The 23,108-nt window shown below is 66.7% G+C and carries 21 protein-coding genes and 1 pseudogene; 4 read left to right on the forward strand and 18 right to left on the reverse strand.

Features of this window, described 5'->3' with window-relative positions:
- Positions 1-21: 21 nt before the first annotated feature.
- The 4 genes from AC5W54_RS03470 to AC5W54_RS03485 form a co-directional block, all read right to left on the reverse strand.
- Entirely contained in the window at positions 22-2,703 is a 2,682-nt protein-coding gene (locus AC5W54_RS03470) for a bifunctional diguanylate cyclase/phosphodiesterase (protein ID WP_495960670.1), read from the reverse strand.
- Between the two features lie 34 nt (positions 2,704-2,737).
- Positions 2,738-3,397: a transglycosylase SLT domain-containing protein gene (locus AC5W54_RS03475; protein WP_495960671.1), complete on the reverse strand. Its 660-nt coding sequence runs from the start codon at positions 3,395-3,397 to the stop codon at positions 2,738-2,740.
- 7 nt (positions 3,398-3,404) lie between these two features.
- A complete protein-coding gene (locus AC5W54_RS03480) occupies positions 3,405-5,126 on the reverse strand; it encodes a proline--tRNA ligase (RefSeq protein WP_495960672.1) in 1,722 nt (573 codons plus the stop codon).
- 120 nt (positions 5,127-5,246) lie between these two features.
- Complete coding sequence (locus AC5W54_RS03485; protein ID WP_495960673.1) at positions 5,247-5,840, reverse strand: GNAT family N-acetyltransferase; 594 nt, start codon at positions 5,838-5,840, stop codon at positions 5,247-5,249.
- Between the two features lie 127 nt (positions 5,841-5,967).
- On the opposite strand from AC5W54_RS03485, the gene AC5W54_RS03490 reads away from it, so the two are divergent.
- Positions 5,968-6,405 carry a hypothetical protein gene (locus AC5W54_RS03490; protein ID WP_495960674.1) on the forward strand — a complete coding sequence of 146 codons (438 nt, stop codon included), beginning with the start codon at positions 5,968-5,970 and terminating at the stop codon, positions 6,403-6,405.
- A gap of 61 nt (positions 6,406-6,466) precedes the next feature.
- Here AC5W54_RS03490 and AC5W54_RS03495 read toward each other — a convergent pair whose 3' ends face one another.
- From AC5W54_RS03495 to AC5W54_RS03530, 8 genes and pseudogenes are all read right to left on the reverse strand, one after another.
- Positions 6,467-7,396, reverse strand: coding sequence for an N-acetylmuramoyl-L-alanine amidase (locus AC5W54_RS03495; RefSeq protein ID WP_495960675.1), 930 nt, complete (start codon positions 7,394-7,396; stop codon positions 6,467-6,469).
- Positions 7,397-7,398: 2 nt separating this feature from the next.
- Positions 7,399-8,157 (reverse strand): DUF3307 domain-containing protein, encoded by a 759-nt coding sequence (locus tag AC5W54_RS03500; protein ID WP_495960676.1) that lies wholly within the window; start codon positions 8,155-8,157, stop codon positions 7,399-7,401.
- Positions 8,154-8,819 (reverse strand): hypothetical protein, encoded by a 666-nt coding sequence (locus AC5W54_RS03505; protein WP_495960677.1) that lies wholly within the window; start codon positions 8,817-8,819, stop codon positions 8,154-8,156. Before AC5W54_RS03505 ends, AC5W54_RS03500 begins: the two co-directional genes overlap by 4 nt.
- Before the next feature lie 102 nt (positions 8,820-8,921).
- A complete protein-coding gene (locus tag AC5W54_RS03510) occupies positions 8,922-10,100 on the reverse strand; it encodes a vWA domain-containing protein (protein ID WP_495960678.1) in 1,179 nt (392 codons plus the stop codon).
- A 3-nt stretch (positions 10,101-10,103) separates the two neighbouring features.
- Entirely contained in the window at positions 10,104-10,958 is an 855-nt protein-coding gene (locus AC5W54_RS03515) for an AAA family ATPase (protein WP_495960679.1), read from the reverse strand.
- Positions 10,959-11,037: 79 nt separating this feature from the next.
- Complete coding sequence (locus tag AC5W54_RS03520) at positions 11,038-11,436, reverse strand: NAD-binding protein (RefSeq protein WP_495960696.1); 399 nt, start codon at positions 11,434-11,436, stop codon at positions 11,038-11,040.
- Positions 11,437-11,442: 6 nt separating this feature from the next.
- Positions 11,443-11,928, reverse strand: a pseudogene (locus AC5W54_RS03525) (NAD(P)-dependent oxidoreductase); the annotation flags it as partial.
- Between the two features lie 652 nt (positions 11,929-12,580).
- A complete protein-coding gene (locus AC5W54_RS03530) occupies positions 12,581-14,371 on the reverse strand; it encodes an ABC transporter transmembrane domain-containing protein (RefSeq protein WP_495960680.1) in 1,791 nt (596 codons plus the stop codon).
- 209 nt (positions 14,372-14,580) lie between these two features.
- Between AC5W54_RS03530 and AC5W54_RS03535 the strand changes: the two genes are divergently transcribed.
- On the forward strand, positions 14,581-15,342 hold the full coding sequence (locus AC5W54_RS03535) for a metallophosphoesterase (RefSeq protein WP_495960681.1): 762 nt from the start codon (positions 14,581-14,583) through the stop codon (positions 15,340-15,342).
- A 30-nt stretch (positions 15,343-15,372) separates the two neighbouring features.
- Here AC5W54_RS03535 and AC5W54_RS03540 read toward each other — a convergent pair whose 3' ends face one another.
- From AC5W54_RS03540 to AC5W54_RS03565, 6 genes are all read right to left on the reverse strand, one after another.
- Positions 15,373-16,560 (reverse strand): GGDEF domain-containing protein, encoded by a 1,188-nt coding sequence (locus tag AC5W54_RS03540; RefSeq protein WP_495960682.1) that lies wholly within the window; start codon positions 16,558-16,560, stop codon positions 15,373-15,375.
- Between the two features lie 451 nt (positions 16,561-17,011).
- Positions 17,012-18,034, reverse strand: coding sequence for a nucleoid-associated protein YejK (gene yejK, locus AC5W54_RS03545; protein WP_495960683.1), 1,023 nt, complete (start codon positions 18,032-18,034; stop codon positions 17,012-17,014).
- Positions 18,035-18,154: 120 nt separating this feature from the next.
- Entirely contained in the window at positions 18,155-18,916 is a 762-nt protein-coding gene (locus AC5W54_RS03550) for an ABC transporter permease (RefSeq protein ID WP_495960684.1), read from the reverse strand.
- Positions 18,913-19,836 carry an ABC transporter ATP-binding protein gene (locus tag AC5W54_RS03555; RefSeq protein WP_495960697.1) on the reverse strand — a complete coding sequence of 308 codons (924 nt, stop codon included), beginning with the start codon at positions 19,834-19,836 and terminating at the stop codon, positions 18,913-18,915. The genes AC5W54_RS03550 and AC5W54_RS03555 overlap by 4 nt, the downstream gene beginning before the upstream one ends.
- Before the next feature lie 7 nt (positions 19,837-19,843).
- Positions 19,844-20,050, reverse strand: coding sequence for a DUF6494 family protein (locus AC5W54_RS03560; protein WP_495960685.1), 207 nt, complete (start codon positions 20,048-20,050; stop codon positions 19,844-19,846).
- A 110-nt stretch (positions 20,051-20,160) separates the two neighbouring features.
- A complete protein-coding gene (locus AC5W54_RS03565; protein WP_102628688.1) occupies positions 20,161-20,439 on the reverse strand; it encodes a peptidylprolyl isomerase in 279 nt (92 codons plus the stop codon).
- Positions 20,440-20,784: 345 nt separating this feature from the next.
- Between AC5W54_RS03565 and AC5W54_RS03570 the strand changes: the two genes are divergently transcribed.
- Both AC5W54_RS03570 and AC5W54_RS03575 read left to right on the forward strand, forming a co-directional pair.
- Positions 20,785-22,257, forward strand: coding sequence for a class I SAM-dependent DNA methyltransferase (locus AC5W54_RS03570; protein ID WP_495960686.1), 1,473 nt, complete (start codon positions 20,785-20,787; stop codon positions 22,255-22,257).
- Positions 22,254-22,994, forward strand: a complete 741-nt coding sequence (locus AC5W54_RS03575) for a restriction endonuclease subunit S (protein ID WP_495960687.1) — start codon at positions 22,254-22,256, stop codon at positions 22,992-22,994. Before AC5W54_RS03570 ends, AC5W54_RS03575 begins: the two co-directional genes overlap by 4 nt.
- Positions 22,995-23,108 lie beyond the last annotated feature (114 nt).

The raw sequence follows: 23,108 nt of genomic DNA on the forward strand, positions 1-23,108 counted from the left end.
TCTGCCAGGGGGTGGTGGGCCTCAGACATCGAGGCCGCCCGCGACCCGGCGCAGGAAGGCCTCCGCCGGCTCGGGACGTGCCAGGTGGTAGCCCTGCATCAGCCCCACCCCCTGTCGGCACAGGAAATCGACCTGGGCAGCGGTCTCCACTCCTTCGGCCACCAGGCGCAGGTCCAGGGCCCGCGCCAGAGCGATGATCGAGCGTGCCAGGGGAGCGTCTGTCCGTGTCTTGAGCGGGTCGAGGAACACCTTGTCGAGCTTGATCTCGTCGATCTCCAGCTCATGCAGGTAGCGCAGCGAGGAGTAACCGGTGCCGAAATCGTCCAGCGCGATCGACAAGCCCAGGGCGCGCAGTGCCGCGAGACGCGGCATGATGCCGGGCGTCACCAGCAGCGACTCCACCACCTCCAGCACCAGGCGATGCGGCGGCAGGTCATGCGCCTGCAGCAGGGCGCTGACACGCGCCGGGAAGCCAGCGTCGCGCAGCTGCTGCACCGAGACGTTGACCGCCAGCACCAGGCCGGTGTCGCGCAGTGGGCCGGCCAGCAGCGCCAGGGTCTCCTCGAGCGCCCAGTCGCCGATCGGCTGGATCAGTCCGCTGTGCTCGGCCTGGGCAACGAAGTCGCCGGGATCGAGCAGGCCGCGCTCGGGATGCAACCAGCGCAGCAGGGCTTCGGCACCGTGCAGCCGGCCGTCAGCGTCGAACTGGGGCTGGAAGTACAGCCGGAACTCGCGTCGGGTGATGGCGTCGCGCAGCTCCCGCTCGAGCCGGCTCTGGTGGCGCTGCCATTCGCCCAGGGCATCATCGTAGCAGGCCAGGCGGTGGCGGGCCTCGCTGCGAGCCTTTGCGAGTGCCAGTTCGGCCCGCTGCAACAGGCGGTCGATGTTCCGTGAGTCTTGCGGGTAACCCGCCAGGCCCAGCGAGAAATGCAGCGTGGCCGGGGCGTTCTCGTTGAGCCAGGGGTGGGCATCGAGCTCGTCGAGCAGGGCCGCCAGGCAGATGTGCAGGCCGGCCTGGTCGTCGCCCGGCAGCAGCAGGCAGAGGCGGTTGGCTGGAAGGCGTGCCGGCACTCCCCGCAGCTTCGGGGTGGCGAGCCATCGTTGCAGCAGCTCGCCGATCTCGTGCAGGGCGGCATCGCCGAAGGCCTTGCCCAGGCTGTCGTTGATCTGGTTGAGCCCCTTGACATGGAGGATGCCGACCTGGAAGGCGCCCTGCCGGCGCAGTGTCTCGATATGCTCCTCGAGGCCGCGCAGGGTCGGCAGCCCGGTGACCTCGTCGTAGTGGAGCTGGCGGTGCAGGGTCAGCTCCACTTCACGTCGGCGCAGCGATTCGGTGAACTGGCAGAGCAGGCCGGCGATGCTGGTCAGGGCGTTGATCTCGTCGGTGTGCCAGCATCGCGGCCGGGTGGACTCGCAGCACAGCACGCCGCGCAGCTCACCGGCCACGAACAGGCCGAGATCGAGCGTCGAGGCGACCTCATGGTGGTCGAGATAGTCGCGCAGGCTGGCCAGTCGCGGGTCCGCCGGAGCGTCATCGGCCACCAGGGCGGGGGTATGGTGCAGCTGGCGCAGGTAGGCCTCGAGGCCGGGGCCGTGGAGCTCTTCGCCGATGATCTCCGGCACGAGGCTGGCGTGGCAGACCAGGTGGCCATCGTCGCCGTCCAGCAGCCACAGGCTGATCCGGGGGATATCGAGCAGTCGCGAGCTGCGTTCGAGCAGGGCGGTCAGGAATTCATCCTCGCTGGCATCCCGCAGGTGCATGTCGCGCAATTCATGCCAGGCACGTTGCTGGGTTGCCAGCCGCGACTGGGTCTGGCGCAGTTCTTCGACGGTTGCCAGGCTGGCCCGGGCCTGATGGCGCAGGCGCCGGAACAGTAGCGCGGAGAAGCCACCGAGCCCCAGCAGGGTGAGCAGCAGCCAGGGAATCGACTGGTACAGCATCACGCTGCCGGGCTCGGCGGGTGTCCACTCGAGCCAGGCCAGGGGCTCCCCGGCCCGGGAGCGCAGGGGCAGGCGGCCGGGGCGCTCGGGAGCGTCGGTCAGGTGCAGGTCGGTGAGATGGGTGGCTTCGCGCAACACCCGTGTGAGGCCGTTGCCGACTTCGAAGGCAAACAGCAGCCGATGAGGTGAGGATGCCTGGGCGAGATGGTCGCTTTCCGGCAGTACCGGTGCGGCAGCGAACAGCACCGGTCGCTCCTGCCAGAGCGTGAAGCCCGATACTGCGGGGTTCACCGCGGAACGACTCTGGGCCATCAGGGAGGCATGGTCCGCCGAAGGGGGGCGTGGCTCGCCGCGATAGACCTCGTAGAGGACTTCCTGTTCGGCCGAGATCAGCAGTGCCAGGTCGATACCCAGGTTGTCATGCAGGTTGGCGCCCATCTCCAGCTCCAGCCACTCGCGATCCGGGCCGTCATCGCCATGGATGGCCAGGTGGCTGAGGTCCCAGGTCGCGTAGTCCAGCACCTGGCCTACCAGTCGACGGCGGACCTGTTCGAGCTGGCTCTCGATCTGCTGGTGGGTGTGGTGGCCATGCTGGAGATTCTGCTCATGGGCGGCCCACAGCAGGATGCCCAGCATCACTGCCACGGCCAGTGCCAGCAGGGCGGCGAGCCCCAGGCGCAGACGCTGGTAGTCGCGTTCGGTGCGGCTCAGGGCCCGTGCGAGACTGGCGGTCGGGTCGACCTGACTCGTATCCTTGTCCATGGCTTCGGGCATCCTTGTTCCGCCGTTGTCGGTCTCAACGCTGCGCCGCGGCCCGCGAGCCGCCATCGCCGGATTGGCGCCAGTGGCGCTGCCAGGCGCGCATGACCCGCTCGGGGTACCAGGTCTGCCCCAGGCTGCCGTTGTAGCGTGCCAGGGCGCGAGTCAGGTCGCCGCTTTCCACCGCCAGGTAGTGGGCGAGGATGGTGCAGCCGTAGCGCAGGTTGCGCCACGGATTCTTGAGGTCGTCGGCAGGCAGGCCCAGCTCGCGGATCCAGAACGGCATGATCTGCATCAGCCCCACGGCCCCGGCCGAAGAGACGGCCTCAGCCTGGAAGGCGCTCTCCACCTGGATCACCGCCAGCACCAGCTCCGGTGGCAGGCCGGCCAGACGCGCTTCGTGGTAGGCACGCTGGAGCAGCTCGGTGCGCCGCGCCGGGTCCTTCACGAAGCGGGTCAGGCGAGGTTCCATGTCATTGAGCCACTGGCGGGCGGCCCAGATCTCGGCCGGAGAGCGCGAGGTCTCCAGCGAGGCGTTCAGGGTAGTGCGCAGCGAGGCGGGGATCTCTGGCAGGACGCGCACGCCCTGGCGCTGCTCCACGGCCGGCGGGGCCTCCAGGGCGCCCAGGAAACCGTCGCCCTCGTTGGCGAGGGCGGGGGGCAGTCCGGCGGCCGCCACCAGCAGGGCGGCGGCCATGATCCGCTCAGCGGCCGACGCGGTCACCCAGGAAGTCGAGGATCTGCTCGGCCGGCACCATGGTGGCGTCACTGTCACGGCGTCCCTTGTATTCCAGTTCCCCCTTGTCCAGGCCGCGGTCGCCGACCACCAGGCGATGGGGGATGCCCATCAGCTCATGGTCGGCGAACTTGACGCCGGGGCGCAGGTCACGGTCGTCGAGCAGGACCTCGAAGCCTGCGGCGGTGAGCGCCTGGTAGAGCCGCTCGGACTCCTCGCGTACTCGCTGCGACTTGTGGGCGTTCATCGGCACCAGGGCGACATGGAAGGGCGCGATGGCATCGGGCCAGACGATCCCGGCCTCGTCGTGGTTCTGCTCGATGGCGGCGGCCACGACTCGCGTCACACCGATACCATAGCAGCCCATCCAGGGATGCGTGGCGCGGCCGTTGTCGTCGAGCACGGTGGCGTTCATCGCCTCGCTGTACTTGCGGCCCAACTGGAAGACATGGCCGACCTCGATGCCGCGCTTGATGGCGAGCACGCCCTTGCCGTCCGGTGAGGGGTCACCCTCCACCACGTTGCGGATATCGGCGACCCGGGGCAGTGCCGCATCGCGTTCCCAGTTGATGCCGAAGTAGTGCTTGCCGTCGACGTTGGCGCCGGCACCGAAGTCGCTCATCAGCGCCACCGAGCGGTCGATGACGAGCGGCATGTCGAGCCCCACCGGGCCCAGCGAGCCGGGGCCGGCACCGACCACGGCGCGGATCTCCTCCTCCGTGGCCATGGTCAGCGGCGTGGCCACCTCCGGCAGGTGCTCGGCCTTGATCTCGTTGAGCTCGTGATCGCCGCGCACCAGCAGGGCGATCAGGCCGCCCTCGGCGGCGTGCACCATCAGCGTCTTGAGGGTCTTCTCGATGGGCAGGCCGTGCTGCTCGACCAGGGCGGCGATGGTACGGGCATCGGGGGTATCGACCAGACGCAGCTCCTCCGTCGGCGCGGGGCGCTCGACGCTCTCGCCGGGGGGGGCCGGCAGTGCCTCGGCCTTCTCCATATTGGCGGCGTAGTCGGACTCGGTGGAGAAGACGATGGCGTCCTCGCCGGAGTCGGCCAGCACGTGGAACTCGTGGGAGTCGGTGCCGCCGATGGCGCCGGTGTCGGCCAGTACCGGGCGGAAATCCAGGCCCAGGCGGGTGAAGATGCGCACATAGGCATCGTACATCGCCTGGTAGGTCTCCTGCAGGGAGGCCTGGTCGATATGGAAGGAGTAGGCGTCCTTCATGATGAACTCGCGCGAGCGCATCACCCCGAAGCGCGGGCGGATCTCGTCGCGGAACTTGGTCTGGATCTGGTAGAAGTTGGCCGGCAGCTGCTTGTAGCTCGACAGCTCGCGGCGCATCAGGTCGGTGATCACCTCTTCGTGGGTGGGGCCCACGCAGTAGTCGCGCTCGTGGCGATCCTTGAGGCGCAGCAGCTCCGGGCCGTACTGCTCCCAGCGGCCGGACTCCTGCCACAGTTCGGCGGGCTGTACCGCCGGCATTAGCACCTCCTGAGCCCCGGCGCGGTCCATCTCCTCGCGTACGATGCGTTCCACCTTGCGCAGGGTGCGCAGGCCGGTCGGCAGCCAGGTGTAGAGGCCGGAAGTGAGGCGGCGGATCATGCCGGCACGCAGCATCAGCTGGTGGCTGACGATTTCGGCGTCGGCGGGGGTTTCCTTGAGGGTGGCGATCAACAGTTGGGTGGCGCGCATGGGTCCGGCGTTTCCTTCCAGCATGGGCTTGACATGAGTAGGCGTGCCGCGGTGGGCGGCGTTTGGGGCATTGTACGGCCAAGCGTCAGATGCGGCAAAAGGCCGTGCTCGCCATGGGGCTCATGCCAGCGACTTCAGCCAGAACACCATCGGCTTGTCGGTCTCGTCGGGCTCGCCGACGTCCTTCCAGTGGAAGGTGGTAGCGAGTTCGGGGTGGCGTTCGTAACCCAGTGCGCGCCAGAAGCCGTGCAGCGGCGCATAGCCTTCGGGCCTCAGCGGGTGGTCGTCGGGGCGCTCCACGGCACAGAAGGCCACGGTCGAGAAGCCACCCTCGGCGGCATGTCGTTCGCGGGTCTCCATGAAGGCCTTGCCGATACCGCGGCCGCGGTACTCGGGCAGCAGCACCGATTCGCCGTAGTAGAAGATCTGGGCGATGTCGTAGCCCGCCTGTTCGAAGGGGGCGCGGAACTCCTCGACATCATCGGTGAGCGGCATGCCCGTGGAAGCGCCGACCAGGGTATCGCCGTCGAAGGCGAGCACGAAGAGACTGTCGGGACTCTCGGCATAGCGGCGCAGGTAGCTCGCCTCGTAGTCGAAGTCGCCGTCGTAGAGGTAGGGAAAGTCCTGAAAGACGCGAATGCGCAGTCGTGCCAGGTCGTCCAGGTGAGGGCCGATGGCCTGTCCCTGGCGGGTGGTGAGTCGTGTATCGCCCATGCAGACCTCCGTAAAGGAAAACGCTCGTACGAACCTCGGCTATGGTAAGCTCTGGCCGATTTTGCCTGCCGGGACGTGTTCGGACAATGTCCACCGCCGGCTGCTCGTTCACCCAGGAGGTTCCTGCATGACCCCTGCTCTTCGTCGCGGCCTGACCGGCCTGGTGCTCGGCGTGTCGATCACCGCCCTGGTGGGCTGTGGCACCCTGTTCCACCCCGAACGCAAGGGACAGCTCAGCGGGCGCATCGACCCGGCGGTGGCCATCGCCAATGGCGTGGGCCTGCTGTTCTTCATCGTGCCGGGGGTGGTCGCCTACGCGGTCGACTTCTCCAACGGCACCATTTACCTGCCCAGCGACCACGCCTCCAGCGGTGTCGACACCCTGCGCCTGGAGGTGGGCATGGACGTGCCCCGGCTGGAGCGGCTGCTCTCCGAGCAGAGCGGCAAGTCGGTCAGCCTCGACAGTGAACGGGTGCGGGTCGAGGAGGTCGAGTCCCTGGACGAGGCCCTGGCCCTGGTACGCATGGCCGGCATCGACGACGAGGCGCGTCTGGCCGCGATGTGATCCCTGCCGGGAAGCAAGCGGCATCGCGCTTCACCGTCCTTCCCATTGCGATTTTCTGCCGTCATGCTCCGCTCGCCGGGATGGCCTCGAGTCGCTCGAGGCCTTCGAGTGCGGTGGGGCGGTACTTCTCCAGCAACGCCCACAGGATCGCCGCGGTGTCGGCATCGGGCCGGCCACGGTAATCGCCGGGGCGAAAGCGCATCTGGAAGGCGCGCAGCACCGCGCGGGTTTGGTGATCCAGCTCTCCGGTGATCGCCAACGGGTGACCCCACGCCTGCAGCGCCGCCTGCAGGGACGAAAGCGCCGGCGGCACCCGTTCGAAGTGGGTGCGGTAGCGGGCGACGGCCTCCTCCTCGGGCCAGGCGCCGATGCCAGCGTCATGCAGCCGTCGCCACGGGAAGGCCGGGCCGGGGTCGATCTTGCGTGTCGGGGCGATGTCGGAGTGCGCCACCACGTCGGCGGGATGGATGCCGTGGCGTTCGATGATGTCCCGCGAGAGGGCGATCAGTGCCTCGATCTGGGCGTCCGGGTAGGGGGTCCAGTGGATCTCTACCGTGGCATCTGGATGCTCTTCCAGCAGCCGTTCCACCTCCGCATAGGGCCGGTCCGGTCCGTCATTGACGATCTCGATGCCGATCGAGGTGTCGTTGATGCCGGTGCGGCCCTTCCATTCACTGGCGCCGGCATGCCAGGCGCGGCGCGACTCGTCGACGAGCTGATAGACCAGCGGCTGGCCGCGATGGTCCCTTGCCGGCAACGGCAGCACATAGTGGGCGCTGACGTGTGGCCCGGTCAGGGTGGCCAGCGATTCGGTCTCGTCGACGTCGGTGTAGTGCATCACCAGATGGCGCACCCGGCTGCTGTGGGAGGGCGAGACATGGGAGTGATCCACCCGGTAGCCGTCGCGGCGTTCGAGCGTGCCCGGACTCGCGCAGCCGTTCAGCAGCAGGGCGGCGGTCAGGATGACCGTGGAGGTAGTCTTCGGCAACACGTTCAACTCTCCAGCACCAGCAGCCGTAGCGTCAGGCCGAGCACCAGGGTCGAGGCGACGCTCACCAGGGTGCCGAGCAGCACGTACTCGGTCAGCTTGCGGTCCCGGGATTCTCGCAGGTCGCCATAGCGCAGCACCGACTTGGCGGCCAGCAGGAACCCCACTGCGGTCAGTTGGTCGAGCAGTACCAGGGAGAGCACCAGCAGGCGTTCGAGCATGCCGATGCGGGCACCGGCCCGGACCAGAGTGCCGGTGTCCTCCAACTGGCTGCTCCAGCGCTGCATGACCATGGCGATGGCGAACGAGAAGGGGCGCGTCACGATCAGGTAGGCCACCGCCACGCCGAGCACCGTGGGCGTCAGCAGCCAGGTGGCGAAGGCTTCAAGGGGCGCCAGGCTGCCGAGCCAGGCCAGCCACAGCACGCACAGCACCACCAGATGCAGCGCCTGGTCGAGCAGGAACCAGCGCAGCTTGCCGGGCAGCCTGGCCTTGATGAGATCGATCAGCCAGTGGCTGGCGGCGACCCCCAGGGCACCGATGAGTACCGCCGGCAGACCGGGCGAGCCTGGCAGCAGCAGGGCCGCGACCAGCAACACCACGGCGGTGAGGCCGGCATGCACGGCGCTGTGGTAAGCCAAGTGGCGCGAGCGATGCCGTCGGCGCATGCGCTCCTCGACCCAGTGGCGCGGCTGCAGCAGGAAGTCGCCGATCAGGTGGGCCAGTACCAGCCCCAGCAGCAGCGAGAGTTCGTTCGGGCTCATTGGCGTGCGTCCTTGTCTGCCAGGCGCGTCTCGAGATAGGCGAGCGTATCGCTGAGCAGCGCCCAGCGTGCCGCCCGCAGGCGTTTGTGCACGCTGGGCTGGCGAATGCCGAGCCGCTCGGCCATGGCCTGCTGCGACAGCTCCCGCTCGAGGCTCAGGCGCACCACCTCCGCCGAGTAGTGCGACCAGTTTGCCACCAGGTCATCCAGGTAGCGCAACAGCAGTGCCAGGCCGCTGTCGTCGGGCTCGTCCAGCAGCGTCAACGCCAGATGATCGGCGCTTTCGCTCAGGGCGTCCAGATGGCGACCCGACGCCACGAAGGGTTCGTCGTCGGCCTCGGCCACCCGCAGGTCGGCGTGCCATGCGGCCGGCCCCACCGCCACGGCGATGCGTGCGTCCCAGCGCTGCTCGGGTTCGGAGTGCTCGATCAGTGCGGCGCGCAGGGCGATGGCCGCCATCATCGCATGCCGAGCGTGGGGCAGGGCGAGCTGGAAACCGTCGCCGCGAAAGCGCTCGACACGTCCGCCATGGCGTTTGGCCAGGGCGGCCAGGGTGTCGTCCAGCACTCGATAGAGGTGTTGTCGATCGCGCACCTTGCGTGAGTCGATCACGTCGCCGGTGAGCACGGCGATGCGTTGGGTCTTGGCGTTTTGCTGGGGCATGCAGGCGCTCCTCGAGCAGGCGCCTTCAGTATAGCCATGCAAGGCTATGTCGCCAGCTAATAACCATTAAAGGCTATAAATAGTAAAAATAGCCTTAAAAGGCTATTTGGCCAGTTCCCGCATGGCCGTCTCCAGCCCTTCCAGTGTCATCGGGTACATGCGGTCGTCGATCAGCCGGCGGATCAGCTGGGTGGAGGGGGTATATGCCCAGGCCCGCAGCGGCATGGGATTGAGCCAGGCCAGGCGCGGGAACTTGTCGGCCAGGCGCTTCAACCACACTGCCCCGGGCTCGTCGTTGAAATGTTCCACGCTGCCGCCGGGATGGGTGATCTCGTAGGGCGACATGGCGGCGTCGCCGACGATCACCACCTGGTAGTCGCGCCCGTAGGTGTGCAGCACGTCCAGGGTGGGGATGCGCTCGCTGGTGCGGCGATAATTGTTCCGCCACAGTCCCTCATAGACGCAGTTGTGGAAGTAGTAGGGCTCCAGATGCTTGAACTCCGAGCGCGCCGCCGAGAAGAGCTCCTCGCAGGTGCGGATATGGTCATCCATGGAGCCGCCCACGTCGAGCAGCAGCAGCACCTTCACCGCGTTGTGGCGCTCGGGGCGCATGCGCACGTTGAGCAGGCCGGCGTCGCGGGCGGTGTCGCGGATGGTGGCGTCGACGTCGAACTCCTCCGCGGCCCCCTGGCGGGCGAACTTGCGCAGCCGACGCAGCGCCATCTTGATATTGCGGGTACCCAGCTCGAGCGAGTCGTCGTAGTCGCGGAAGCGCCGCTCGTCCCACACCTTCACCGCGCGGCGATGGCGCGAGCCGTCCTGGCCGATGCGAATGCCCTCGGGGTTGTAGCCATAGGCGCCGAAGGGGCTGGTGCCGCCGGTACCGATCCACTTGTTGCCGCCGGCGTGGCGCTCCTGCTGCTCCTCGAGCCGCTCCTTGAAGGCCTCGATCAGTTTCTCCAGCCCGCCCAGCGACTCGATTCGGGCCTTCTCCTCCTCGGAGAGCTGCTTCTCGAACTCGCGGCGCAGCCAGTCGTCGGGAATCAGCGCCTCGATGGCGGCGTCGAGGCTCTCCAGCCCCTCGAACCAGGCGGCAAAGGCCCGATCGAAGCGGTCGAAGTGGCGCTCGTCCTTGACCATCACGGTGCGCGCCAGTTGGTAGAAGGCCTCCATGTCGGCGAACACCACGCCTCGCTCCACGACCGCATGCAGGTCGAGCAGTTCGCGCAGCGACACCGGGACGCCGTGGCGCTTCAGGATATCGAACAGGCCAATGAACATCGCTCAGCGCCTCTGGTTGCCCTGGCGGCGCATCATGAACGCCAGTCGCTCGAGGAGCTGGGTATCCTGCTCGTTCTTGACCAGTGCCCCCGCGAGCGGCGGGATCGCCTTCACCGGATCGCGGTGATAGAGCGCCTCCCGGGCGAGCTCGTCGCTCATCAACAGCTTCAGCCAGTCGACCAGCTCCGAGGTGGAGGGCCGCTTCTTCAGGCCCGGCGCCTGGCGCAGCTCGAAGAACACCTCCAGCGCCTCGCCGACCAGCCTCGGCGCGATGTCGGGGAAGTGGACGTCGACGATGGCGGCCATGGTCTGGCGGTCGGGGAACTCGATGTAGTGGAAGAAGCAGCGGCGCAGGAAGGCGTCGGGCAGCTCCTTCTCGTTGTTCGAGGTGATGACGATGATCGGGCGATGCCTGGCGCGGATGGTCTCGCCGGTCTCGAAGACATGGAATTCCATGCGATCCAGCTCCTGGAGCAGGTCGTTGGGGAACTCGATGTCGGCCTTGTCGATCTCGTCGATCAAGAGCACCACCCGCTCGTCGGCAGTGAAGGCCTCCCACAGCTTGCCTGGCTTGATGTAGTTGGCGACGTTCTCGACGCCCTCGACACCGAGCTGGGAGTCGCGCAGGCGGCTCACGGCATCGTACTCGTAGAGCCCCTGGGCCGCCTTGGTGGAAGACTTGATATGCCAGGTGATCAGCCGCGTTCCCAGCGAGGCCGCCAGTTCCTCGGCCAGCAGGGTCTTGCCGGTGCCCGGCTCGCCCTTGATCAGCAGCGGTCGCTCGAGGGTCACGGCGGCATTCACCGCCTGCTTGAGGGCCTCGGTGGCCACATAGGTGGAAGTGGAATCAAACGCCATGGTCGCGCCTCGGCTCGGTCGTCGAAAGGAGGGATCGAAAAATCAAACAAGTGTACGCAAGGGTGGCGGTGGCGACAAATCACCGCCGCCGAGGCGGGCGGTAGGTCTCCACCAGGGTCGCCGGGTCGTGTTCGGCATGGCCCTGGTTGGCGTGGGCGCGCATCAGCTGGGCGGCCAGGCCGCTCATGGGCGTGGCGCTGCCGGCGCGCTGGCTCTGGGCCACCGCCATGTCGAGGTCCTTGAGCAGGGTGCGCAGGTGCCAGGGTGGGTCGGCGAAGTCGCTGGCCGCCATGCGCGGGGTGAGGATCTGGAACGGCCGGGAGTCGGCGAAGCCGCCGGCGAGCGCCTCGGTGAGGCGGCCGGCATCGACGCCGCTGGCCTCTGCCAGCGCCACCATCTCGGCGATCACCGCCGCCTGGCAGCCGACGATCATCTGGTTGCATACCTTGGTGATCTGGCCACTGCCCACCGGGCCCATGTGCGTCACCCGCGAGGCCAGTGGCTCGAGCAGCGGGCGGGTCGTGTCGATGTCCGCTGTCTCGCCGCCACAGATGATCGTCAGGGAGCCGGCCTCGGCCCCGGCCACGCCGCCCGAGACCGGCGCGTCTACCCAGCGAATGCCGGCTTCGCTCTCGAGCCGGGCGGCGAAGTCGCGAGTCGCGGTGGGGTCGCTGCTGGAGAAGTCGATCAGCAACTGGTCGGGGCGAACGTGGGCGGCCACGCCCTCGGGGCCGAACACTACCTCTTCCACGGCCTCGGTATCGGCCAGGCACAGCATCACCACGTCAACGCTTTCCACCAGCTCGCCGATATAGTCCACCACGCGTGCGCCGGCGTCGCGCAGGCCGTAGGTCTTCTCCGGGGTGCGATTCCACACCGTGACCTCGTATCCGGCCCCCAGCAGCCGGCGCGTCATGGGGTTGCCCATCAGCCCGGTGCCGATGAAACCGAGTCTTGGTGTCGTCATGTCGCGGGTCTCCCTGCTAGTCGGTGATCGAGCTCAGCATGCTGGACGGACAGCCGTTCCATCAACGTCGGGATAGGTCGACGCCTTGCCTCGATATCTCGCATGCCACGCGAGGGCAGGAAGGTGGACGGGTGGGAGAGGTGCGCCGCAATGAGGCGTGGGAAGCCGAAGGGGGCCTCATTGGTGCAAGGAAAACGCTGCAGAGCAACATGCGCGATCGATGGTGCTGCGCCATGTTGCTGTAACTCATTGATGTTGCTTTTTATTTATTGGAATGGCACGGTTTTCGAATAGTATAGAGCAGAAGGCCTCCCGTGGAGCCGATACAATAGGTTCGGCTCAGCGGGATCGGAAGGCCTACACTGATGGCAACGTCGCCATGCGGCATGGCGATACACAGAGTGAGCTGGCGTGCTCCAACCTGGTCCCCTTCGGGGGACCTTTTTTATGCCCGTTCCCGTCGATAGTCGAGGTCGATGAAGGGCACCGGGGTGGCCAAGAGGAACGGTGCCCCATAGCTTCATGCGCGTCGGGGCATGAGACAATGCGACCTTCGTTGAAAGCTCGCCGGCTGAGTGGGCCTCCGGCCGCCATGTCGAACCTTCGGCATGGTCAGATACGTGCGGGCCGGTTGCCGGATCGGGCCCGGGGGCAGTCAGGCGGTGTTCTCGATCTCGCCGGAAGGCCGCCGGCCGAACTGCAGCTCGGCCAGATGGCGGTAGAGCGGGCTGGATTCGAGCAACTCCGTATGGCGTCCGGCGGCGACCAGACGCCCCTCCTCGAGCACCAGCAAGCGGTCGGCGGCGATCACCGTCGCCAGGCGATGGGCGATCACCACGCTGGTACGCCCTTGCATCAGGCGATCCAGCGCCTGTTGCACCAGCCGTTCACTCTCGGCGTCCAAAGCGCTGGTGGCCTCGTCGAGCAGCAGCACCCGAGGGTCCTTGAGCAGCACCCGCGCGATGGCGAGGCGCTGGCGCTGACCGCCGGAGAGCTGCACGCCGCCGGGGCCCAGGGGGGTATCGAAGCCGTGGGGCAGGGCCTCGATGAACGCCAGGGCATTGGCATCCCGGGCCGCGTTGCGCATGGCCTCCAGGCTTGCCTCGGGCTGGCCGAAACGCAGGTTCTCGGCGGCGGTGCCGGTGAACAGTATCGGCTCCTGGGAGACCAGCCCCATGGCGCGGCGTAGTGACCGGGGTGCCAGGTCGCGCAGGTCGATGCCGTCGAGCCGCAGCACGCCGCTGTCGGGATCGTGGAAGCGCAACAGCAGGGCGAGCAGGGTACTCTTGCCGCCTCCCGAGGGGCCGACCAGGGCGACCCGCTCCCCGGAGCGGACGTGCAGGTCGAGCTCGTCGAGGGCCGGGACCTCGCGTCCCGGGTAGGTAAAGCTCACGCCTTCCAGGCGGATGTCGCCGGCCACGGGGTCGGGCAGGGGGGTGGGGCTGGCCGGGGCCTGGATGTGCGGCCTGGCATCGAGCAGTTCCAGCAGTCGCTCGGCCGCCCCCGCAGCACGCTGCACGTCGCCGGCCACTTCGGCCAGGGCGGCAACGGCGCCGGCGGCCAGCACCGCATAGAAGACGAAGGCGGAGAGCTCGCCGGCGGTCATGGTGCCGGCAAGCACCGCCTGGCCGCCCTGCCACAGCATCACTCCGACGGCGGCGAAGACGACCAGCATGGCGATGCCGGTGAGCCAGGCCCGCTGGCGGGTGCGCTCGACGGCACTGGCGAAGGCGTCCTCGACGCGCCTGCCGTAGTCGCGCCGCGCCATGGCCTCGTGGTTGAAGGCCTGCACGGTGCGGATACCGGCCAGCGACTCGCCGGCGTAGCGCCCCAGCTCCGCCACCCGGTCCTGGCTGTGGCGGGAGAGCCGGCGGACCCGCCGACCGAACCAGAGGATCGGCAGCACCGTAACGGGGATGCCGAGCAGCACGATGGCCGAGAGCCACGGCTGGGTGACCAGCATCAGGGCCACCGCCCCGACCAGCATCAGCAGGTTGCGCACGGCCAACGAGACCGACGAGCCGAACAGGCTCTGCAGCACGCTGGTGTCGGCAGTCAGCCGCGCAGAGATCTCGCCGGCCCCCCTGTCCGAATGCAGGGCGCTTTCGAAGAACCCGGGCTCCAGCTCGAGCAGGTGGTCGAAGACCCGGCGGCGCAGGTCGCCGGCCAGGCGTTCGCCGATCCAGGTCACCAGGTAGTAGCGCAACGCCGAGGCAATCGCCAGCACGGTCACCACGGCGAGCATCATGACGAGTGTCTGGTTGAGCCGGGCGCGGTCTTCGGCCAGGAAGCCCTGGTCGATCACCAGGCGCAGCCCCTGGCCGAGCAGCAGCACGCTGGCGGCGGCGGCCAGCAGGGCGAGGCCGGCCAGTACCAGGCGCCAACGGTAGGGTCGCAGCAACCCCAGCAGTCGCAGCAGGATGCGCGGATCCGGAGGTGGGCTCATCGGACGCCTCGAATGGAGCGGTGGCAGGAAGGGGCACCATAGCAGTGTCCCGAGCCACCTGCATGGCAAGAGATCCTTCTGCCGAAATGTGATAATCCCTCGTCACGGCGCATGACGATCTGCCCTTAACGCTAGTCTGAAGTGCGGCGGCCCGGCAAAAGCCCCAGCTCGTATTCCGAAGACGTGCGGGGAGGCAAAGGAGAGTGGCGATGCGCTTGAGGATTCTATCGGACCTGCACCTGGAACACTTCGATCCGCTGCGCGAGCTGCCCGATGTCGAGGCCGACGTCGTGATACTGGCCGGCGACATCCACCGCCGCTGCGAAGGACTCGCCTGGGCAGCGGAGCGCTTCCGCGGCCTGCCGATCCTCTACGTGCCGGGCAATCACGAGTTCTACGGCACCTGCATGCCGGCGCTGCGCCGTGAACTGCGCGACGAGGCCGAGCGCCTGGGCATCCACCTGCTCGACAACGATAGCGTGACGCTGGGAGGCGTGCGCTTCCTCGGTACCACCCTGTGGACCGATTTCGCGCTCTACGACGAGGACCCTGAGCACGCTCGGGAACTCGTCTACCTGACGGCGCGGAAGCTGATGCCGGACTTCCACATCATCGAGCAGCCCGAAGGCGAGGTGTTCACGCCGCAGGCGAGCCGCCGGCTGCACCGCCGGGCGCTTGCCTGGCTCGAGGCGGAGCTGGCCAGGCCCTTCTCCGGACACACCGTGGTGATCAGCCATCATGCGCCGCTCGCGTCCTGCATCCCGCCGCGTTACCGTGGCGATTCGCTGTCGTCGGCCTTCGCCTCGCACCTGGTGCACCTGATGGGCCGCATGGCGCTGTGGATTCACGGCCATGTCCACGAGCCGGTGGAGTTGGAGTGCCGCGGTACCCGCGTCATCGCCAACCCGGGGGGCTATCCCGACGAGTTCGACCCACCATTGTTCGTACCGGATCGGCTCATCGAGACCTGAGGCGTCCGGCGGCTACCTGGCGTGTCGACTTCAGGCCTCCACGGCCGACAGCGAGGGCCCCTGATGGGCGACCACCACGCAGTTGCGACCACGAGCCTTGCCCTCGTAGAGAGCCTGGTCGGCGCGCAGCAGGGCGGGTTCGAGCCGTGTTTCTCCGGGCTCGACACGGCTGATGCCCACCGTGACCGACAGCGAATGCCGTTCGGGCAGCATCGACAGCGACAGGCTGGCGACCCGCTCGCGCAACCGCTCGGCGATGGACGTGGCGGTATACAGGTTGGCCTGGGGTAGGGCGATGACGAATTCCTCGCCGCCGTAGCGACCGATGATGTCGGTCTCGCGCAGTACCGACTGGCAGCAGCCCGCCACCTTGGTCAGTACCAGGTCGCCCATCGCATGGCCGTGGCGGTCGTTGAGGCTCTTGAAGAGGTCGATATCGACCATGCACACCACCAGAGAGGAGCGGTCGCGCTGCGCGCGACGCAGTTCGCGCTCGGCCAGCTCGAAGAAGCGGCGGCGATTGGCGATCCCGGTCAGGTCGTCGGTGCAGGCCATGTAGCGCAGCCGCTCCTCCAACTGGCTGCGCTCCTCGATCTCGGTCTGTAACTGCCGATTGATGGCGCGCTCCTCCAGTAGTGAGGCGAACTGCTCGCGCTGCAGCCGGTTCAGCCGGGTCACGGTCAGTATGCCCAGCAGGTTGACGAAGGCGAGCAGCAGCAGACTGGTGGCCATCAGTCCGCCGGGAAGGGGATCCCACAGCGGCACGATGATGGTGAAGCCGGTGACCAGGTAGGCATTCCAGATCAGCATCCAGGGAAGCCGGTTGGGCACGAACAGGTAGAGTGCCATGCTGGAGACCACGATCGAGGCGAGATGAATGCCGTCGGGGGCAGGTCGCAGCGGGATGGTCAGCAGCAGGGTGGTGATGCCGAGCAGGCAGATCTGGTTGATCGGTAACGGGCGCTGCGCCAGGGCAGGGCGTTTCCGCAGAGCCAGGGCCAGCAGGATACAGGCCAGCGACACCGCTACACGCAGGGTCAACAGCACCAGAAAAGCATTCCCGGCGCCCAGCAGGCTGTAGTCGGCCAGGCCAAAGGCGAGGAACAGCACCGCTGCCACCCACAGGGCGTGGCGCATCTGGCAGGCGTCGTGGGCCTGCATGGTGCGGCGGAAGAGGGCTTCCCGGGCCGGATCCTGAAACTCGGCACGCCAGTTCAAGCCAACCGAATCCGCCGCGTTGGCCTTGCCAGCGGCCAGGTGCCACTTTCCTTGAAGGCCTGGCATCATGCGGTTCCCTTCAGTTCTTGTCGTCTATTTTTCGTGTTCCCTGGAGCGGCAACGAGCCGAAGCAGAATGAGCCGTCGACGCTAGGGGGAAGCATGGCCGTGAATGGTGCTGTGTGCCAGCGGCTCCGCGCCGATGTCATTCAGGACCTACAAGCGTTGTAAGAGAATGCCTACTGCGCGAGTGTGAGACGGGAGTAGGAGCATTTTCAGACGTCACCGCACTAAGCTCCCATCCTTTGCTGCCGGATGAACCACTTACCCACGGTCGCCACTCGATGGAAGCCCAGGCGAGCCGAGCCCGATCCCGCTCGCCGAGGCTAGCCGCTGATGACGAAAATCAGCTTCCCCCATGACGCCATGTCATGAGCGCGGTAGTACGGGCCTCAGCTGCCCTGACGCTTGAGTTGCTCCTTCAACTGCTTGGGCACCAGCTTGATGATCAGCCGGTCGGCGGCTTCGTCATACTCGATGCTGGAGCCGAGCAGGTGGGAGTCGAAGCTGATCGAGACGCCCCCGGCGCGGCCGGTGAAGCGCCGGAACTGGTTCAGGGCGCGCTTGTCCGGCGGGATCTCCGGGGAGAGGCCGTAGTCGGCGTGGCGGATATGATCCAGGAAGGCGCGGGGCTCTCGCTCGTCGAGTACCTCGGAGAGTTCCTCCAGGGTGATCGGCTCGCCGCGGCGGGCCTGGTCGCTGGCGTAGTCGATCAGCGCCTCGGTCTTCTCGCGGCTGGCCTCCTCGGGCAGGTCTTCGCGCTCGACGTAGTCGCTGAAGGCCTTGAGCAGGGTGCGGGTCTCGCCGGTGGCGTCCACGCCTTCCACGGCGCCGAGCAGAGCGGCGAAGCCTTCGGCGAGCTTCCTGCCGCCCCGGTCGCGGGTCCAGGAGAGGTACTGCTTCGAGGGCGAGTCGCCGCGCCACTGGGTCAGGTTGAGGCGTGCCGCCAGGCTCATCTGGGTCAGGTTCAGCTGCTGTACCGGGACGAGGGTCAGGTCGTCGCCGATGCCGAAGCCCTCGCGATGGTGCAACACCGCCAGGTGCAGGTACTGGGTATCGCCCTGGCGGGTATGGGCCACCAGCAGGTGGCCGGAGAGCGACAGGTGAGCATCGACCAGGGCGGCGATGCGCTCGCCCAGCTCGCGACTGAAGCCGACGAAATCGCCGTCACCGTCCAGGTAGCCGGCCAGCGCGGCCGGGAAGGCCGTGGAGACACCCTCGGGGAGGGCTCCGTCGCCGTCTCCGGCGAAGTGGCCCCAGGCCTTGGGCTTGGCGTGGTAGGCGTCGCTCAGCCGGGCGAGCAGGTCGTCCAGGGCGGGCGAGGAGGGCAGCTCCGTGGTTGCCGGGGCGAGCCTCGCCGGTGCCTCGCCGGCGTCCTTGTCGAGGCGATGGATGATGCTGTGCAGTACCGGCATGGGGGGCTCCTGGCGGGTGGGCGAGGCGCGATGATACCCGTCTCGGGGCGTCGGTCGATACCCGCGCCAAGGCTGGCATCGACTACTCGCGGGTCAGGGCTTATCTCCACAACCCCCGCTTCAGGGCTTCAGCCGATAGCCGGTCTTGAAGATCCAGGCCACCACCGCCAGCGCCACGCCCAGGAACAGCAGGATCATCGCCAGGCTGATCCAGGGGCTGACGTCGCTGATGCCGTAGAAGCTCCAGCGGAAACCGCTGATCAGGTAGACCACCGGATTGAATAGCGTCACCACCTGCCAGAAGGGCGGCAGCATGTCGATGGAGTAGAAGGTGCCACCGAGGAAGGTCAGCGGGGTGATCACCAGCAGCGGTACCAGCTGCAGCTTCTCGAAGCCGTCGGCCCAGATGCCGATGATGAAGCCGAGCAGGCTGAAGGTCACCGCCGTGAGCACCAGGAACAGCAGCATCATGATCGGGTGGTCGATCGAGTAGGGGACGAACAGCCGCGCCGTGACCAGCACGATGGCGCCGAGGATCAGCGACTTGGTCGCGGCGGCGCCGACGTAGCCCATCACCACCTCGAAGTAGGACATCGGTGCCGAGAGGACCTCGTAGATGGTGCCCGAGAAGCGCGGGAAGAAGATGCCGAAGGAGGCGTTGGCGACGCTCTGGGTCAACAGCATCAGCATGATCAGGCCGGGCACGATGAAGGCGCCGTAGCTCACCCCGTCCACCTCGGTGATGCGGGTGCCGATGGCCGCGCCGAACACCACGAAGTAGAGCGAGGTGGAGATCACCGGCGAGACGATGCTCTGCAGCACGGTGCGCAGGCTGCGGGCCATCTCGGCGAGATACAGGGTCTTGACGGATTGCAGGTTCATGCGCGCTCCCGAACCAGGCTGACGAAGATGTCCTCCAGCGAACTCTGACGGGTATGCAGGTCCTTGACCCGCAATCCGACCGCCTCGAGGTCGGCCAGCAGCCCCGAGATGCTCGAGCCGTCCTCCTGACGGGCGGCGTCGTAGCTGTAGACCAGCGCATGACCGTCGTCGGCGAGTGCCAGGGCGTGGCCAGCCAGCGATTCCGGCACGGCGTCCAGCGGCTCGTGCAGGTGCAGGGTCAGCTCCTTGCTGCCCAGCTTGCGCATCAGCGCCCCCTTCTCCTCGACGAGCACGATCTCGCCGCGACGGATCACCCCGATGCGGTCGGCCATCTCCTCGGCCTCCTCGATGTAGTGGGTGGTGAGGATGATGGTCACCCCCTGGTCGCGCAGCCCCCGCACCACCTCCCACATCTCGCGGCGCAGCTCCACGTCGACACCGGCGGTGGGCTCGTCGAGGAACAGCACCTTGGGCTCGTGGGCCAGCGCCTTGGCGATCAGCACCCGGCGTTTCATGCCGCCGGAGAGCTCCAGCTGGCGGTTGCGGCGCTTCTCCCACAGGGTCAGGGCACGCAGTACCTTCTCGATGTGGCCCGGGTCCCTGGGCTTGCCGAACAGCCCGCGGCTGAAACTCACCGTGTCCCACACCGTGGTGAACGCCTCGTTGGTCAGCTCCTGGGGCACCAGACCGATCATCCGGCGGGCGGCACGGTAGTCGAGGACGTTGTCGTGGCCATCCACCAGGACCCGGCCGGCGCTGGCGTTCACCAGCCCGCAGATCACGCTGATCAGGGTGGTCTTGCCCGCGCCATTGGGGCCGAGCAGGGCGAAGATCTCGCCGCGGCGGATCTCCAGGTCGACGTTCTTCAGCGCCTGGAAACCGCCACTGAAGGTCTTCGACACGCCCTCGACGCGGATCATCGGCGCCTCACTCAAGGGTGATGTCCCCCTCGAACTCGAGGTCGAGCTCCAGGCCGGCGACCTGCACGCGCACGCGTGCCGGCAGCGACTCGTCGCCCTCGAGCCGACCCTCGGCGAGCGCCTTCGCCACTGCCTGCTCGATGGCCTGCTGGGATCTCACGCCCACGTTCTTCAACAGCTTGCGGATGCTCTGGTGAAAGATCTCGTCGTTCATTGGTGAACCCTGTTGGAGTGAGTGGCGAAGCATTTCCATCCTAGCCCCCAATGCCGAACGCCGCGCTGGTCTCCCCGGCACGGCGTTCGAACGCTGGCGGTAGCGGCGGCTCACGATCGGCTGGTGATCTCCAGCAGGTGATAGCCGAACTGGGTCTTCACCGGGCCGTGCACCTTGTTGAGCTCGCCCGAGAACACCACCTCGTCGAACTCGCGGACCATCTGACCCGGACCGAAGCTGCCCAGGTCGCCGCCCTGGCGGCTGGAGGGGCAGGTGGAGTTCTCGCGGGCCACTTCGGCGAAGTCGCGACCGCCCTCGATCTCGGCCTTGAGTGCCTGACACTTCTCTTCGCTGTCCACCAGAATATGACGTGCGGTTGCCCTGGCCATGTTGCTCTCCTGAAAGGTCGGCATGGATGCCGGTTGACGGTCCGGGAAGGATAGCATGACGCCCCCATTGTGGGTCGACACGCAGCCGTGCCGGCAATTGCCGGCAGTCGACACCTCGGCGATCGGCGCGGCAACGGTGTTGTGGGAGTGCAGATTCTCTGCGCGATTGGCGCCGCAGGCACCCGGAACATGTCCACTCCAACAGTATGTCGGCGGCCTGCCTACCCAAGCGTCATTGTCGATTGGCGCCCCCAGGCGCTGCGGCGTAGCATAGGCTCCACGATTCTCATGCGGCCGCCGGCACTCCACCCGCGGCCGTCTGCATGCCAAGGAACCGCGAACCCCATGTTCGAGCAGACCTTCAAGAACATCGACGATGTGTTGTGGAAAGAGGCCGGTTGTGCCACCGAGCTGGATTACACCGAGCAGACCTCCTGGCTGCTGTTCCTGAAGTACCTGGACGACCTGGAACAGCAGCGCGCTCTCAATGCCACTCTGGCCGGCAAGGCCTTCGACTTCATCCTTGAGACACCCTATCAGTGGTCGACCTGGGCGGCACCCAGCAAGCGCGATGGCAGCCTGGATCGCGACCGCGCCCTGACCGGCGACGACCTGCTCGACTTCGTCAATCGCGAGCTCTTCCCCTACCTGCAGGGCTTCCGCGAGCGGGCCAGTGGGCCAGACACCATCGAGTACAAGATCGGCGAGATCTTCGGCGAGGTGCGCAACAAGTTCCAGAGCGGCTACAGCCTGCGCGACGCCCTGGAGCTGGTGGACAGCCTGCAGTTCCGCTCCCAGGCCGAGAAGCACGAGCTCTCGCACTTGTACGAAGCCAAGATCCGCAACATGGGCAACGCCGGGCGCAACGGGGGCGAGTACTACACCCCGCGCCCGCTGATCCGCGCCATGATCCGGGTGATCCAGCCGCAGATCGGCGAGCGCATCTATGACGGCGCGGCCGGGTCGGCGGGCTTCCTCTGCGAGGCTTACGATTACCTGCGCTACGGCTTCGGCAGCGACGAGCCCCGCCAGCTCACCACCGAGCAGCTCGACACCCTGCAGAACCGCACCTTCCACGGCAAGGAGAAGAAGAGCCTGCCCTATGTCATCGGCATCATGAACATGATCCTGCATGGCATCGAGGCGCCCAACCTGGTGCACACCAACACCCTGACCGAGAACCTCGCCGACCTGCAGGAGAAGGACCGCTTCGACGTGATCCTCGCCAACCCGCCCTTCGGCGGCAAGGAGCGCAAGGAGGTCCAGCAGAACTTCCCGATCAAGACCGGCGAGACGGCCTTCCTCTTCCTGCAGCACTTCATCAAGCGGCTGAAGGCCGGCGGCCGCGCCGCGGTGGTGATCAAGAACACCTTCCTGTCCAATACCGACAACGCCTCCAGGGCGCTGCGCCAGGAGCTGCTGGAGAGCTGCAACCTGCACACCATCCTCGACTGCCCCGGCGGCACCTTCCTCGGCGCCGGCGTGAAGACGGTGGTGCTGTGCTTCGAGAAGGGCGCCCCCACCCGCGACATCTGGTACTACCAGCTCGACCCCGGCCGCAGCCTGGGCAAGACCAACCCGCTCAACGACGCCGATCTGGCTGAGTTCGTCGCGCTACAGGCCACCTTCGCCGACTCCGACAATTCGTGGCGCGTCAGCGTCGACGACCTGGACCGCGAGACCTTCGACCTCTCGGTGAAGAACCCCAACCGGGCCGAGGAAGCGCCGCTGCGCGACCCCGAGGTGATCATCAACGAGATCGAGACGTTGGATCGTGAGGCCGAGGAGATCCTGGAAGGGATTCGGGGGATGTTATGAGGGAAGGGTGGAAGACAGTACGCCTAGGTGATGTCTGCACCTTCAAGCCGTCCAAGAAAGAGGCCAGGCAGAAACTTGGAGCAGATGATCCCGTGTCATTCGTGCCCATGAATAACCTGAAGGTGCGGATGAAGTCGCTTGAGCTGAGTGATGAGCGACCACTCGGGAAGGTGGCAGGCAGCTACACCTACTTTGCCGATGGGGACGTCCTTCTCGCCAAAATCACGCCTTGCTTCGAGAATGGCAAGCTGGGGATTGCCAGCGGACTGACCAATGGTGTTGGTTTTGGCTCCAGCGAATTCATCGTGATGCGTCCTAATGAAGAGCTGGATTCAGAGTACCTGTTCTATTTTCTTTCCCAGGACAGCGTGCGGGATGCTGGGGCGCACGTTATGTCTGGTGCGGTGGGGCATAAGCGTGTCCCCAAGGAGTTTGTTGAAGGGTTACAGTTTCCAATACCCGCCGTGACGGAGCAAAAGCGCATCGTCGCTATCCTTGATGAGGCTTTCGGGGGTATCGACAAGGTCGTTGCCAATACCGAACAGAACCTCACCAATGCGCGGGAGCTTTTCGATAGGTATTTAGATGTAATCTTCAAAACAAAGAGAGACTCTTGGGCTGAAGGGAGGCTGTCGGAATTTGTTGAATCAATATCGACTGGGCCGTTCGGCTCACTGCTGCATAAATCAGATTACGTTTCAAATGGAGTGCCACTTGTCAACCCAATAAATAAATAAGGTAATCCCCCGGCTTTGCCGGGGGACTACCCGAGGTTTGACCGTGTGCTGCGGTCAAAGGGAACCTCCAGTCTCCGCCAAGAGATAGGATGTTCCCAATGAGAGAGTACCAGA

This window comes from Halomonas sp. LMYGS-3, assembly GCF_059509875.1.

Excerpts from the sequence above, each read along its gene's own strand:
- AC5W54_RS03470 (WP_495960670.1), bottom strand. The coding sequence starts at position 2,703 with ATGGACAAGGATACGAGTCAGGTCGACCCGACCGCCAGTCTCGCACGG.
- AC5W54_RS03475 (WP_495960671.1), bottom strand. The coding sequence starts at position 3,397 with ATGGCCGCCGCCCTGCTGGTGGCGGCCGCCGGACTGCCCCCCGCCCTC.
- AC5W54_RS03480 (WP_495960672.1), bottom strand. The coding sequence starts at position 5,126 with ATGCGCGCCACCCAACTGTTGATCGCCACCCTCAAGGAAACCCCCGCC.
- AC5W54_RS03485 (WP_495960673.1), bottom strand. The coding sequence starts at position 5,840 with ATGGGCGATACACGACTCACCACCCGCCAGGGACAGGCCATCGGCCCT.
- AC5W54_RS03490 (WP_495960674.1), top strand. The coding sequence starts at position 5,968 with ATGACCCCTGCTCTTCGTCGCGGCCTGACCGGCCTGGTGCTCGGCGTG.
- AC5W54_RS03500 (WP_495960676.1), bottom strand. The coding sequence starts at position 8,157 with ATGAGCCCGAACGAACTCTCGCTGCTGCTGGGGCTGGTACTGGCCCAC.
- AC5W54_RS03505 (WP_495960677.1), bottom strand. The coding sequence starts at position 8,819 with ATGCCCCAGCAAAACGCCAAGACCCAACGCATCGCCGTGCTCACCGGC.
- AC5W54_RS03510 (WP_495960678.1), bottom strand. The coding sequence starts at position 10,100 with ATGTTCATTGGCCTGTTCGATATCCTGAAGCGCCACGGCGTCCCGGTG.
- AC5W54_RS03515 (WP_495960679.1), bottom strand. The coding sequence starts at position 10,958 with ATGGCGTTTGATTCCACTTCCACCTATGTGGCCACCGAGGCCCTCAAG.
- AC5W54_RS03520 (WP_495960696.1), bottom strand. The coding sequence starts at position 11,436 with ATGGGCCCGGTGGGCAGTGGCCAGATCACCAAGGTATGCAACCAGATG.
- AC5W54_RS03530 (WP_495960680.1), bottom strand. The coding sequence starts at position 14,371 with ATGAGCCCACCTCCGGATCCGCGCATCCTGCTGCGACTGCTGGGGTTG.
- AC5W54_RS03535 (WP_495960681.1), top strand. The coding sequence starts at position 14,581 with ATGCGCTTGAGGATTCTATCGGACCTGCACCTGGAACACTTCGATCCG.
- yejK (WP_495960683.1), bottom strand. The coding sequence starts at position 18,034 with ATGCCGGTACTGCACAGCATCATCCATCGCCTCGACAAGGACGCCGGC.
- AC5W54_RS03550 (WP_495960684.1), bottom strand. The coding sequence starts at position 18,916 with ATGAACCTGCAATCCGTCAAGACCCTGTATCTCGCCGAGATGGCCCGC.
- AC5W54_RS03555 (WP_495960697.1), bottom strand. The coding sequence starts at position 19,836 with ATGATCCGCGTCGAGGGCGTGTCGAAGACCTTCAGTGGCGGTTTCCAG.
- AC5W54_RS03560 (WP_495960685.1), bottom strand. The coding sequence starts at position 20,050 with ATGAACGACGAGATCTTTCACCAGAGCATCCGCAAGCTGTTGAAGAAC.
- AC5W54_RS03565 (WP_102628688.1), bottom strand. The coding sequence starts at position 20,439 with ATGGCCAGGGCAACCGCACGTCATATTCTGGTGGACAGCGAAGAGAAG.
- AC5W54_RS03570 (WP_495960686.1), top strand. The coding sequence starts at position 20,785 with ATGTTCGAGCAGACCTTCAAGAACATCGACGATGTGTTGTGGAAAGAG.
- AC5W54_RS03575 (WP_495960687.1), top strand. The coding sequence starts at position 22,254 with ATGAGGGAAGGGTGGAAGACAGTACGCCTAGGTGATGTCTGCACCTTC.